Annotated in this window: 9 protein-coding genes, 4 tRNA genes and 1 pseudogene; 4 read left to right on the top strand and 10 right to left on the bottom strand. The window is 65.0% G+C overall.

The window, feature by feature from the left end:
• Positions 1–319 precede the first annotated feature (319 nt).
• Entirely contained in the window at positions 320–1126 is an 807-nt protein-coding gene (locus tag ACV7NQ_RS32195) for an alpha/beta fold hydrolase (RefSeq protein ID WP_463363014.1), read from the top strand.
• A gap of 26 nt (positions 1127–1152) precedes the next feature.
• Here the strand turns inward: ACV7NQ_RS32195 and ACV7NQ_RS32190 are convergent, their stop codons facing one another.
• From ACV7NQ_RS32190 to ACV7NQ_RS32165, 6 genes and pseudogenes are all read right to left on the bottom strand, one after another.
• A complete protein-coding gene (locus ACV7NQ_RS32190; RefSeq protein ID WP_463363013.1) occupies positions 1153–1338 on the bottom strand; it encodes a hypothetical protein in 186 nt (61 codons plus the stop codon).
• A gap of 298 nt (positions 1339–1636) precedes the next feature.
• A complete protein-coding gene (locus ACV7NQ_RS32185) occupies positions 1637–2884 on the bottom strand; it encodes an IS110 family RNA-guided transposase (protein WP_463359126.1) in 1248 nt (415 codons plus the stop codon).
• Between the two features lie 350 nt (positions 2885–3234).
• Entirely contained in the window at positions 3235–4482 is a 1248-nt protein-coding gene (locus tag ACV7NQ_RS32180) for an IS110 family RNA-guided transposase (RefSeq protein ID WP_463363012.1), read from the bottom strand.
• 256 nt (positions 4483–4738) lie between these two features.
• Positions 4739–5817, bottom strand: a pseudogene (locus ACV7NQ_RS32175) (IS110 family RNA-guided transposase); the annotation flags it as partial.
• A gap of 113 nt (positions 5818–5930) precedes the next feature.
• Positions 5931–7631, bottom strand: a complete 1701-nt coding sequence (locus ACV7NQ_RS32170) for an IS1634 family transposase (protein WP_463363011.1) — start codon at positions 7629–7631, stop codon at positions 5931–5933.
• 702 nt (positions 7632–8333) lie between these two features.
• Positions 8334–8405: transfer RNA gene (locus ACV7NQ_RS32165), tRNA-Val, on the bottom strand.
• 320 nt (positions 8406–8725) lie between these two features.
• On the opposite strand from ACV7NQ_RS32165, the gene ACV7NQ_RS32160 reads away from it, so the two are divergent.
• The 3 genes from ACV7NQ_RS32160 to ACV7NQ_RS32150 all read left to right on the top strand — a co-directional run bounded on the left by ACV7NQ_RS32160 (position 8726) and on the right by ACV7NQ_RS32150 (position 8995).
• A tRNA-Gly gene (locus tag ACV7NQ_RS32160) sits at positions 8726–8798 on the top strand.
• A gap of 50 nt (positions 8799–8848) precedes the next feature.
• Positions 8849–8919: transfer RNA gene (locus ACV7NQ_RS32155), tRNA-Cys, on the top strand.
• Position 8920: 1 nt separating this feature from the next.
• A tRNA-Val gene (locus tag ACV7NQ_RS32150) sits at positions 8921–8995 on the top strand.
• A 1823-nt stretch (positions 8996–10818) separates the two neighbouring features.
• Here ACV7NQ_RS32150 and ACV7NQ_RS32145 read toward each other — a convergent pair.
• The 4 genes from ACV7NQ_RS32145 to ACV7NQ_RS32130 form a co-directional block, all read right to left on the bottom strand.
• Positions 10819–10980, bottom strand: a complete 162-nt coding sequence (locus ACV7NQ_RS32145) for a hypothetical protein (protein WP_463363010.1) — start codon at positions 10978–10980, stop codon at positions 10819–10821.
• 212 nt (positions 10981–11192) lie between these two features.
• Positions 11193–11432, bottom strand: coding sequence for a hypothetical protein (locus ACV7NQ_RS32140; protein WP_463363009.1), 240 nt, complete (start codon positions 11430–11432; stop codon positions 11193–11195).
• A 249-nt stretch (positions 11433–11681) separates the two neighbouring features.
• Positions 11682–12242, bottom strand: coding sequence for an NAD(P)/FAD-dependent oxidoreductase (locus ACV7NQ_RS32135; RefSeq protein ID WP_463363008.1), 561 nt, complete (start codon positions 12240–12242; stop codon positions 11682–11684).
• A complete protein-coding gene (locus ACV7NQ_RS32130; protein ID WP_463363007.1) occupies positions 12239–12730 on the bottom strand; it encodes a flavin-containing monooxygenase in 492 nt (163 codons plus the stop codon). Before ACV7NQ_RS32130 ends, ACV7NQ_RS32135 begins: the two co-directional genes overlap by 4 nt.
• Positions 12731–12785: the final 55 nt, after the last annotated feature.

Genomic DNA, 12785 nt, shown 5'->3' with positions numbered 1-12785 from the left:
TCCGTGGGCGGATCTTGCAGTGCCCGGACTGCGGCCTTCTGTGCAGAACCTCAGCGCTGGCGGCGGGTACGCCGACCTGCCCCCGCTGCGGGGCGCAACCGCTGATAGTCCACGGTACGGGCAAGCCGTTCGGCACCTCCGGCGCCGACTGAAGCGCTCCCTGTATCGTGCTGCGACTACCCGCCTCCCAGTAAAGCCGGGTCGGACTACACCGGGCCAGGATTCGCACCGGATCGATCCGTGGCACACGATGCCGCCGACTTGCCCAGCTCCACAACACCATTCGTCAAACAGCGCACTGTTCCACGGAAGAAGGACCATGCCCATCGCCACCCTCAACGGGATCCGACTCAACTACGACGTCACCGGAACAGGTCCGCTCGTCGTACTGGTCATGGGAACCGGTAGCCCCGGCCGGGTCTGGCGCACCTATCAAGTACCCGCACTGGTCAAAGCCGGATTCCGGGTCGCAACGATGGACAATCGCGGGATCGCACCGTCGGACGAATGCGCCGGGGGCTTCGGCATCGACGATCTGGTCGCCGACACCGCCGCGCTGATCGAACACTTGGGCGATGGCCGCGCCCACGTGGTCGGCCATTCGATGGGCGCCAGAGTCGTGCAGGAATTGGCGCTGGCTCGCCCCGACCTGGTCGACAAGGCCATCATGCTCGGCGCCGCCGGGCGGCCCCATCCGATGGCGCGCACCCTCAACCTGGGCGAACAAGCCCTCCACGACCAAGGAATTCAGCTGCCCCCGCAGTACGCGGCGGCCATCAAGGCGATGCTGAACCTGTCGCCGCACACCCTGAAAGATGACGCCAAAGCCCAGGAATGGCTCGACATATTCGAGTTCACCACGGGCAAAACACCACCCGGTGTCCGAGCGCAGATCGGCATGGACCGCTCCCGCGACCGCCTGCCCGATTACGCGCGAATCACCGCACCCAGCCTCGTCGTCGGATTCGCTGATGACCAGATGACACCGACAATGTTCGGCCGCGAGGTCGCCACCGCCATCCCCCACGCCCGCTACGCCGAGATCGAACGCTGCGGCCACTACGGCTACCTGGAACAACCGGACGAGGTCAACCGCGTGATCATCGAATTCCTCACCGCCGCATAACAATCGGAATACTCCGAAAGGGCAACTCAGTGACCGAAACCCTGCCGCCCTGTCCCGCCTGCTCCAGGGCCGACGCGGTTGCCGTAGCGGGCGGCGCCGTAGTTGATGCGGTCGACGAGTTCCGCGCGAACCAAGTCGGTGATGTCGGAAACGCCGACATCACGCAGGACTTCGGACCCGGCGTCGCCGCGACGCCCTCGAGGCCGATCCACGTTGCCGGTTCGACATGGTCCTGATCAGCGAACCGGCGCAGGAACGGCTGATCCTGGCTGCCGTCGTACGGATCGCGGTGCACTCGTGTTCGCCGACGACCCCTACGAACACGCTCAGCGGTTCTGCAAGCTCGCCAAACCGCGATGGGACACCACAGGATCCGACATCCTGCACCCACGAGCCAGTTGCGCTCGACTAGTGCGCGCCTTCAACACCTACGGCATGCCGGGCAAATCGAAGTGGCGTGTGACCCAGACTGACCCGAAAATTGAAGGTGAGGTAACCGCTTGGCCGGGGTCAGGCGGCTCCTTCGATGGGGTCGAAGCGGATGGTGAATCCCAGGGCGTTGGCTTGGCGGGTGAGCCGGCGCATCGCGGCTTGGGGGTCGCGTTTGGTGAAGTAGTCACCGCCGAGGTCGTGGTAGTCGACGTCGTTGGTGAGCATGTGCCAGACCGCGGTGAGGATCGAGTGTTCCAGGGCGACGAGGGCTTTCTTCTTCCCGAGCCGGGGGGCTAGTCGGTGGTAGCGGGCGCCGAGGTAGGTGTTTTCCTTGGTGCGGGATGCGGCCATGGCCGCGGTGCCCAGGGCACCGCCGAGCCATCGGTTGCCGTGGCGGGTCTTGCCGGATTTGTGTTTGCCGGCGGATTCGTAGTGCCCGGGGCAAACCCCGGCCCACGAGGCCAGGTGCCCGGCGGTACGGAACCTGCTCATGTCGGCGCCAGTCTCGGCGATGATCACCTCAGCGGTGCTCTGCCCGACCCCAGGGATCGTTGCCAACCGTTCAAGCTGACGGGCAAAAGGGCGCATCTCTTCCTCGATCCGCGTCGACAGCTCCAGGATCACGGCCGAGAGCTGGTCGATGCGTTCCAGGTGCAGCCGGCACAAAAAGGCGTGATGCTCCCCGAAGTTCCCGGTCAGCGCCTGCACCAGCTGCGGAATCTTCGGGCGCATCCGGGCCTTGGCCATCTCTGCCAGTACGCGCACATCGCGCTCCCCGTCGATGAGCGCCGCGAGCATCGCCCGCCCGGAAACACCGAGGATGTCGGTGGCCACACTGGACAGTTTGATGCCAGCGTCTTCGAGTTCCTTCTCCAACCGTGAGGCCTCGCGGGAACGTTCAGCCGCCAATGTCGTCCGGTAGCGGGTCAGATCCCGCAGGTGCCGGATCGGCTCCGGGGGCACGAACGAGGCCTTGAGTAGCCCGCACTCACCCATCTGACACAACCATGCCGCGTCGGACACGTCGGTCTTGCGCCCGGGCAGTCCTTTGGCGTGCGCGGCGTTGACCAGGATCACGTTCAGGCAGTCCTCCAGCAGATAGAACGCACCCCGCCAGTAATCCCCGGTGGCCTCCATCACCACAAGGGTGACCTTCTCGGCCACCAGCCAGTCCCGCAGTTCCAGCAGGGCGTTGGTGGTCGTGGCGAAGGTGCGGATCTCCTGGCGGCGTGAGCGCCCGCGCCCCGGCTTCGCGGTGCGCACACACGCTTTTAGGTCCTTCTTGCCGATGTCCAACGCGGCGCACCGCTCGTGCAACAGTTCCACGACACCCTCCCGAGACGACTGGCCGGCCTGGCACGCCCGTCCGGAGGAACCACAGGGCTAAAGAGTCTGACCCACGTGCTCGAAGCAACAATCGACAGTTCCTGTCGGTGGTCCCCAACACCATCCTGATCCACGAGCTCAAGGCATCACAGTACGATCGGCGTCCCGGACGAACGCGCCCCCATTTTCCCGCCTCCACGGCGGCCCAGCGCAGCGGCCCAGGTTCCTGATCCGAAAATAAACCCATGGTGAGTGGCTGTGGGCGGGTGAGCGGGCACGTGACAGTTCCCGGCGATGCGTAGCGAGCCGGGATGGGTCGTCACGTTTGGTGTGGTTGCAGGTCTTATTGATTAGGCGGCTTGGATGGGGTCGAAACGGACGGCGTATCCGAGGGCGTTGGCTTGGCGCACGATGCGTCGCATGGCGCGTTCGGGATCCAGGCGCGCGAAGTAGTCGCCGCCGAGATCCTGGTAGTCGACGTCGTCGGTGAGCATGTGCCAGACCGCTGCCAGGGTCGAGTGTTGCAGGGCGACAAGGGCTTTCTGCTTGCCTATTCGTGGCGCGAGCCGACGGTATTTCGCGCCGAGATAGGTGCCGTCGCGGGTGCGGGCGGCGGCCAGTGCCGCGGTGCCCAACGCACCGGTCAGCCACCGGTCGCCGTGGCGGGTTTTGCCCGATCGGCGTTTGCCGGCGGATTCGTGGTGTCCGGGGCATACCCCAGCCCATGAGGCGAGGTGTCCGGCGGTGGGGAATCGGCTCATGTCGGCGCCGGTCTCGGCGATGATGACCTCGGCCACCCTCCGACCGACTCCGGGGATGGTCACCAACTGGTCAATCGTGCGGGAGAAAGGGCGCATCTGCTCCTCGATCCGTGTCGAGAGTTCCTCGATCGTCGCAGACAACTGATCGATTCGTTCCAGATGCAGCCGGCACAGGAAGGCGTGGTGTTCACCGAAGTTGCCGGTCAACGCCTCGACCAGTTGTGGGATCTTCGGGCGCATCCGCGCTTTGGCCATGTCGGCCAGCACCTGTGCGTCCTGCTCGCCGGCGATCAACGCGGCCAGCATCTGGCGGCCGGAGCGGCCCAGGATGTCGGTGGCCACGCTGGACAGTTTGATCCCGGCGTCCTCCAACTCCTTCTCCAGCCGCTGCGCCTCCCGGGTGCGTTCGGCCGTCAGCGTGGTCCGGTAGCGGGTCAGATCCCTCAGGTGCCGGATCGGTTCGGGTGGCACGAACGAGGCCCGCAACAGGCCACACTCACCCATCTGACACAGCCACGCCGCATCGGAGACGTCGGTTTTGCGGCCGGGCAGACCCTTGGCGTGGGAGGCGTTGACCAGGATCACGTTCAAACAGTCCTCCAGCAAGTAGAACGCCGCCCGCCAGTAATCCCCGGTCGCTTCCATCACCACCAGGGTCACCTCCTGCTCGACCAGCCAGTCCCGCAACTCCAGCAGGGCGTTGGTGGTCGTGGCGAACGTGCGGATCTCCTGGTTGCGCGAGCGCTTACGTTTGCTCACGCTCGGTGTCCGCACGCACGCCTTGAGATCCTTCTTGCCGATGTCCAACGCGGCGCACCGCTCATGCAACAACTCCACGAACATTCCTCCGGAAACCGTGTCCTGCCAGGGGCGTCCGCCCGGAGGAGCCACAGGGATCTGAAGACTCTGATCCGCGTGCTCATGGCAACAATCGACAACTCCTGTCGGTGGCTCCCGAACCGCCATGCTGACCGACGAACTCGAGGCATCAAGGAAAATTACGGGGTTCCGGGACGAACGCGCACCCATTTTCCCGCCTGACCGGGCACGCGACAGCACCCGGCGGAGCCGGGTTGTCTTGTGGCGGTGGGCGTTAGGCGGCGGGTTCGAGGGTGACGTGGTAGCCCATGGCGGTGAGTTGGGCGATGTGGTTACGGATCCTGCGTTCGGTGTTGACACGGGTGGCGTGGTAGTCGGCACCGAGATTGACGGGCGGTCGGGTTGCTAAGCAGGTTCGGAGATGATGACCAGAATCGAGCGGGCAACGGCCACGAGGGCTTTGAGTTTCCCACGGCGTTTGATGATGCGCCGGTAGCGTTCGCCGAGGAACGTGCTGGTCTTGGCGGCGGCCGCGGCGGCCTCGCCGAGAGCACCCTTGAGATAGGGGTTGCCCTTGCCGGTCTTGCCCGCGCGTTGCACGGGTCCGGATTGGATGGTGCGCGGGCACAGTTTCGCCCACGACACCAGGTGTGCGGCGGTCGGGAACCGGCTCATGTCGAGCCCGATCTCTGCGAGGATGATCTGGGCGGCCCCCGGGCCGATACCGGGAATCTCATCGAGCCGCTCGATCACGGTCAACTCGGCGGCGTCGTCCCCGCTCGGGCTCGCGCCGCCGGGACTGTCGCCACCACCGCCCGCTACGGGCGCCACCGCGGCCAGCAACTCGTCGATGCGGGTAGTGAGTGCGGCGATCTGGGTGCTCAACGCGTCGATCTGGTCGAGCAGCATCCGGGTCAGCTCTGCATGGTGGTCATCGAACCTGCCGGTCAACGCCTCGACCAACGCGGCCCGTTTGGTTTTCATCCGGCCACGGGCCAGATTGGCGAGCCGGCGTGGGTCGCGCTCGCCCGCGATCAACGCTTCGAGCATGTCGCGCACCGACAGTGTGTCCATCGTGGATGCCACCGACGACACCTTGATCAGCGCGTCCTCGAGCAGTTTCTCCAGCCGCTGCCAGTAGCGGGCGCGTTCCCTGGTCAGGTCGATACGCAGCCGGGTGTAGTCACGCAACTGCCGGATCGGGGCCGGCGGCACGAAACTGGGTCGCAGCATGCCTTTCTCGGTGAGCTTGGCCAGCCACACCGCGTCCAGCTTGTCGGTCTTCGCCCGGCCCGGCACGTTCTTCACATCGCGGGCGTTGACCAGCTGCACCCGCAGCCCGGCCGCTTCCAGCCTGGGTTCGACAGCTGGGTAGCGCTCTAGTCGGCGGATAGTGGTGTTGACCTGCTCGTATGACTCAATGCCCGGTGACGGGGCGTGTCACTAGGCGTTGTCGAACGCGCTGGTCAGGGATTCGCGACGATGTCGATGATCTTCTTTGGTGGGGCGAGTTCGAGTGCGGTGAGGAGGTCGCGTTGGGGCTTGGTGAGTTCGGTGGTCTGGCGGAAGGTGCCCGCGGGGCCGGTGAAGGTAACGGCATGGATGCGTTGCAGTTCACTGCGTAGCCGGTTCCATGTTGTGCCGCTGGTGGTTTCGGCGACGCGGATCAGCAGCAGCGCCAGCCAGCACAGCAGGATGTGGGCGCGGATACGGTCTTCGCGGCGGTGGTAGACCGGGCGCAGGTCGATGATCTGCTTCATGTCGCGCCAGCCGCGTTCTACTTCGAGGAACTGCTTGTAACCCAGGGCGATGTCCTCGGCGGACAGGTGCGGGTCACTGCTGCGGAGCAGGTACTTCCCGTCCAGTCTCGCCTCGGCCTTGATCTTCGCCTTGTCGATGCGCAAAAGCCCACTGGTTGTGGTGCGCAGGAACCGTTTCAAACCTGGCTTACTCGACAGTGTCCCAACGAGTTTGGCGCGGTCGGTGGCGGTGAGCGGGTCGGTGCCGGTGATCGCTTCGTCGAGTTGAGCGACGAGTTGATCGCGGATGGCGGCGTCGCGGGTGGCTTGATCGGGGTTGAAACAGAGCACGAATCGGTCGTCGGTGCCGATGTTGACTTCTTTGACCTGCATGTTGTCTTTGACCGTGGCGTAGCGGCCCTGGCGCGACAGTGCGGCTTGGACTTCGGGTGAACCGGTGCGCAGCTTCTCCCCGATGATGTAGCCGCCGCCACCGGCCATCAAGGCCCGCCGGTTCTCCTTCGAGGAGAAGCCGCGGTCGGCGACCCACACCACCCGCGACAACGACCACTGGCGCAGGTCGTCGCGGACCTGGCGGATCAGATCCTGGTCGCCGGTGTTGCCTGGCCACGACCACACCCGCACCGGAATCCCGTTGCGGGTCACCGCCATTCCGACCACAACCTGGGGCAGGTCGTCGCGGGAGTCCTTCGACTTGCCGTAGGTGCGGAACCCGATTGTCTTGTCCACCGAGACATCCGAACCTTCCTCGATGACGGTGCCACGCTCGTCGCGATCGAGCGGCTCATCGGGGGCGTCGAGTTCGAAATAGGTCGAGGTCGTATCGAAAAATAGCAGGTCTATCTCGAGATTAAGCAGGTCGGTGACCTGAAAGTATGCTTCCCTCGCCAACTCCGGTTCGATGGTCAACAGGTAGTCCATCGCCCGATAGCAGGACTGTTCGTCGATCGCGTCGAGCCCGTCGATGTGGACATCGTCGCTGATCCACCCGGCGGCAGCCAACTTCGACGACGCCGCCAACGCCCGGTTGGCGACCAGCGCGAACAGCACCCGCTCGACCCGCGGATCGAGTTTGCGGCCCACCAACTGACGGCGGACGACCTGGTCCAACCCGAGGCGACCCCACAACCCGTCCAGAACAAAGGTGCCCCCGACCGGCGCCGACGCCGTCAACACCATCTCGCCCGGCACGGTCAACGCCGCAGCACGGGCGGGATCGAGCAACCGCGACAGCGACGCCACCAGACGCTCGATCCCCGCGCGGTCGAGTTCGTCTTCGCGACCGAAGGAGTACAACACCTTGGTTCGCGACCGTCCCGCCGCGCTGTCCCACGCGTTGTGGGCGAGCTGCAGATACCGGACGACCTGCCCGTTCTTGGTCTTGCGCGACGACACCTTCACATACACGCGAAACAGGATAGCCGACTAGTAGATGACCACATATTTCGACGTAAATCCGGTTTACAGCCAAAACTGTGTCACTAGGCGATTTCACGTTTTTCGCTAGCCCAAACACAGTTGACCTGCCGATTCACCGCCCGATCAGACCAGAAACCGGCTCCAACTGTCGAACCCAGGGTAGAGCTGATCCACGAAACCGTACGTTTCTGTCGAATCGGAGCCGCTGACGTCGACGGTCACCATCACCGGACTACCGGACGTTCCCTGACACACGGACATCCCTACCTTGAAATGCGGTGGTGGACTCCTCCGAGTCAGCAACATATGGACTTGTGTCTCGTAGTCAATCGAGATCGCCGTAGGCGACTGCCCGAGACGTGCAAGCGACTCCCCCAAGTCAACAGCATGGTGGACAGTGGTGCCTTCTGCCGCGATGAAGTATCCCTTGTCTCGCTCAACACCATTCACCTGCACGGAATAGACCGCGATCGGTGGCTCAAGCGCTCGCAGCGCGACAACCAGGCGCTTGTGTAGCCCGAGTTCGCGTTCGGGTCACCGTCACGCGCAGCACCTCCCGGAACGGCGTGCCCCCGGCATGCCCCAAGGACCGGAATTCGTTGGACAGTAACGGTCAACCACGGCTACATGCCCCCCCGGAGGTATGCGATTAAAAACCCCTCGACCAGGCGATATGTCGAGGGGAATAAGTGGTCCCAGCTGGTTTCGAACCAGCGACCTTCCGCGTGTGAGGCGGACGCTCTCCCGCTGAGCTATGGGACCGAACCTTGTTGTCCGGGTGGCGCTGAAGCGTCATCCGAACGAGGAGGAACATTAGCACGCACTACCGGCGGTCCACCAAATCGCCTCCCGGACAGGGTGGGATGCAGTATCGCGGTCGCGATCGGAAGGTCTTCGCCGCGCGGGGATCCTCTACCTCAATCGGGCGCCACCTCCCGAACGCCCCGGCTGCCACCCGAACTACACCCTTGTTATTCCAATTCAGGCGCTCCTACCAGCGGATTTGTACCTTTACGTGAACGTCGTCTAATGTTTCATCTCGCACCACGGAGGACAGCGAGAATGCCTCCGAGATGTCAAATGCGGATGTAGCGCAGCTGGTAGCGCATCACCTTGCCAAGGTGAGGGTCGCGGGTTCGAATCCCGTCATCCGCTCGAGAGGTAGGGCCAGGCTTAATTTTCCTTTACGCCGTCCCCCTTTGCGCGGTGGAGTGGCCGAGTGGTGAGGCAACGGCCTGCAAAGCCGTGCACACGGGTTCGATTCCCGTCTCCACCTCGCGCGATTAGCTCAGCGGGAGAGCGCTTCCCTGACACGGAAGAGGTCACTGGTTCAATCCCAGTATCGCGCACCACCGTCTCACCAGGTCAGGCCCGGTTTTATAGGGTCTGATTTTGTTTGTGCCCAACGTGTGCCTATCGTAACTCCGCAGCGGCTCACCCGTCGGCCTTCACTGCCCGCAGATAGGTCGGCTGTTGCTCTGCATATGCCCGGCGTGTTCCGGGTTCGCGCGACCGTCTGCTCCGGAGACAGACTCGGGCCGGTTGTCGGGGTGTCCGGGTGGATGAATCGACATCAATCCGCGGCTCCGCCGAACTCGAGGCAGACAGCCCGCACCAACGAATGAAGGCACTCGGCCCAATGGGAGAGCGAAGCCCGACCGAGAGGGTTGGGATTGGGACTGTCCCTTGCGCAATAGACCTAACTGCCGACCTCCGTCGGTATCCCCACCTCGGCCCGCCGGCACCCCCTTCCTCGGGGTGCCCGACACCTCGGTTTCCCCGCACGACCGGGACCGCACACCTGCCCCGCACCCCTCCACACCCCGCGCTGCCCCGGGGCACCCCACCCCGCCCGCAGTGCCTCGGGCCCGCACCCCGGGCACCCGCACCTCGCACCCAGGCCCACACACCCTGCACGGCCGTGTACCGCACTGCCCGCACCCACCGCACCCGGCACCGCACCCCGCAGACCCCCGCACCCCGCACTACCCGGGGCCCGCATCCTGCATTGCCCCGGGGCCCGGCACCCCGCATTACCCGGGCACCGCGGCACTGCACAAACGACGGGCTACGGCGACGGATTCGCGTTCTGAAGCGACCCTGAACCCGATTACCGACGCAACCTATCCAGACGCGGCACTAGCGTTGATTCGGCCTGAAGCGCGGTACGGGAATTACCTCCGGCCCGTTTCTCCAGGCCGACTCAACCCATCCCCCATCGCGCAGCAGTCGCTGCTGTTCGTTGTCCATGCTCGGTTCGACGCAGGAATGGGTCGGCGGGTTGCGTGCGGGCAGGTGGTTGTCCAGCACTGTCCGGCGCTATTATTCGAACATACGTTCGATAGACGAGCCGCTGCGCACGAAGGGTACGGAGCCGGAGCTCCAGTATCCGAATGCGACGGGCCACTACTACCGGGCGGCGACTTATCCGCCTGGGCCAGTGTGGGTTCGGTTGGATGCGATTGCGATTCGTGATCCTGGCACGCCCAAGCACACCAATGATGCTGGGGTGATCATGCAGGGTGAGCGTCCGGGGATGTTGACGCATTGGGTGCCGACGGTGGCCGGTGATTGGCTGGGCAAGGTCACGTTCAGCGTGCAGTATGCGGAGGCCGCCCGGACCTTCATGTGCCGGATCAGTTGGTTCCGGCGTACGCGTTGCGTCCGCGCGATGACCGCAGCTAGCTCGTCTGAGGTTGTGTGCCTCTTACCGCCCGCACGGTCGGAGAGGGGTTCCGTGCGGGCGGTAGGGGCTGCCCCGTTAGTCAGCGGACAGGATTCCGGGCCTGGGGGTCGGCATCGTTGCTGACCCCGGCTGTCCGGCGTCGTTGCCGGTGGCCCGGAAGTTGGGAGGTGCGGGGGCCTAGACCTCCCACCTCGAAATATCAGTACGGCGCTCTGCCAATTGAGCTACGTCCCCGCGCAGTGGAGATAACGGGACTCGAACCCGCATCTACCGTATTGTTTCCAAACGTATATCGAATCGTGACTTTCGTCAAGCGCTGCTTGGCTGCCGATGAGGTGCCGGCGGCCAAGGTTCGCCTTTCGAGCAAGCGATTTCGCCGCCAGCCCACGATCGACTTAGTCCGGCACGGATAACCACTCAGCGGCATGCCTCACGGTTCACCAGCACCCGGCAGCCGCACGGCGTCCCAGGGCACCCAGTGGCGCATCGTCACCGGACGACGCCGGAATGGCTGTGCCACTGGATCCCGATATCTGCGTACCAGGTCGGTTCGCGACCGAGGCGCACTCGCGCCCAGGCGTACAGCACACCGGGGATCCATGCGTCGTCGAGCCGAATGTCCAGGGACGCAGCCTTTTCCCCGAGGGTCACCGGGTCGACGCGCTGGCGTCACGCTGCGGGTGTACCCATATGCGTCGCGGATCCACCATGACCCGCCGCGGTGGTTCCAGACGTCGCAGCGGTGACCATTTGTCCCCGGTCATCGGCCGGTCATCCGGTCTGGGTGAGCGGGCCGGCCACCGGCGTTACCGCCGCTGCTTGTGGGGTCCAGCACAAGGGTCCCGCTCCAATGCAGCCCAAAGTCAGACGCGTGATGCGCGGCCGCGCGCCACACGCGGACACCCGGACATCGAGATGCACGGCCTGCAAGCGGCGCGGCCTTTGCTCAGGCCGGTGTATCCGGCGATCCTGCTCTCCAGGAGTAGATCCGGGCGCACCCATCCGGTGTCGGTGACGATCAGCACCGCGCCATGGCTGCGTGCCCGGGCGACGACGGCGCCCGGCGGCGCCGATCCGGGGTGGTCGAGGGCGACGATGCTCAATCCCTCGAGCAGTACCGCGACCGACAGCGGGTCCGGTCCGGGATCTGGAATGTGCGCGAGTTCTCTGGGGTCGTACGGCTACATGCGCTCGTTCTTCGGAGTCTGCGCAGCTCAATGACTTCCGTTAGACGTTAGCAAACAGCAACAGCTGTGGTGCACGTTTGCCGGTTGCGACCAGCGGTCGTGTCGGGTGCCGGAGGCGGTGAATACCGGATGTGTCCTCAGCGGGGTCGACTTGGCGTCGCGCGGTCATGCACCGATGTAGGGGTTGGTGAGTTGTGAGCCGAGGTGTCGTGCGTCTCGGCCGACACCGCGGAGCGAGGCTGATGAGAGGCTGCGTTGCCATTCGAGGCCGACGTAGCCGAGTCCGGGGTGGGTGGTGGATAGGCCTTTCTTGTGTAGGGGGTGTCCGGTGTCGGTGAGCGCGCCGATTGCGTTGAGGTAGCCCAGGTTTGGGGTGTAGCCGGTGGCGAGGATGATCGCGTCGAGGTCGATGCGGCTGCCGTCTGGCCATATCGCTTTGTTGGCTTCGAGGGTCGTGAACATCGGGCGGGGTTCGGGTCGGTGTGCGGCGAGGGCCGTTTTGTAGCGGCCGGTGTCGAAGACCGGGGCGGTCGGGGGTTGCCGTAGGAGTGGTCCGATGGGCAGGGTGTCGAGTCCGGTTATGGTGAACCAGAAATGCATGTCTCGGCCGAGGGGGCGTTGGGGCACGAACTTCACTGGGTTGCGGCTGGCGAGGGTGACGGTCGCGGTGGTGGCGAGTTCGGCGGCGATCTGGACCGCGGAGTTCCCGGCTCCGACGACGATCACTCGTTGCCGGTGTAGTCGGCTGGCGACCGGTAGTGACTGGCGTGCAGGAGGTTTCCGGTGAAGGTGTCTTGGCCGGGCAGGACCGGTAGGTGGGGTGCGCCGAATTCGCCGGTGGCAGCGACGAGGCGGGGTGCGGTGAACGTAGCGCCGCCGTCGGTGCGGGCGGTGAAGTGTTGTCCATCGTGGTCGACGGCCTCGACGCGGTGGCCGAGGTGAATGTCGGCGTCGAGGGTTTTGGCGTAGTGGCGCAGGTAGTCGATGACTTCGTCGCGGTGAGGGTAGTGGTCGGGGTCGCCGGGGAACGGAACGCCTGGTAGTGAGCTGTATTTGGCGGGTGAGAACAGGGTGAGGCTGTCGTAGTAGTGCGGCCAGGAGCCGACGGGTTCGGCGCCGGCTTCGATGAGGGTGACGGTGAGGCCGCGGCGGCTGAGGTGGTGGGTGGCGGCGAGACCGGATTGGCCGCCGCCGATGACGATGGCGTCGATCATGAGCGCGGTTCCTTCTGTACGGGACTTCGGGAGGTGATGGACCAGGGCGTCCGCA

The organism is Nocardia sp. Tas62D01, from assembly GCF_055232035.1.
This window is presented reverse-complemented; position numbering and strand designations above follow the sequence as displayed.

Excerpts from the sequence above, each read along its gene's own strand:
- ACV7NQ_RS32130 (WP_463363007.1), bottom strand. The coding sequence starts at position 12,730 with ATGATCGACGCCATCGTCATCGGCGGCGGCCAATCCGGTCTCGCCGCC.
- ACV7NQ_RS32195 (WP_463363014.1), top strand. The coding sequence starts at position 320 with ATGCCCATCGCCACCCTCAACGGGATCCGACTCAACTACGACGTCACC.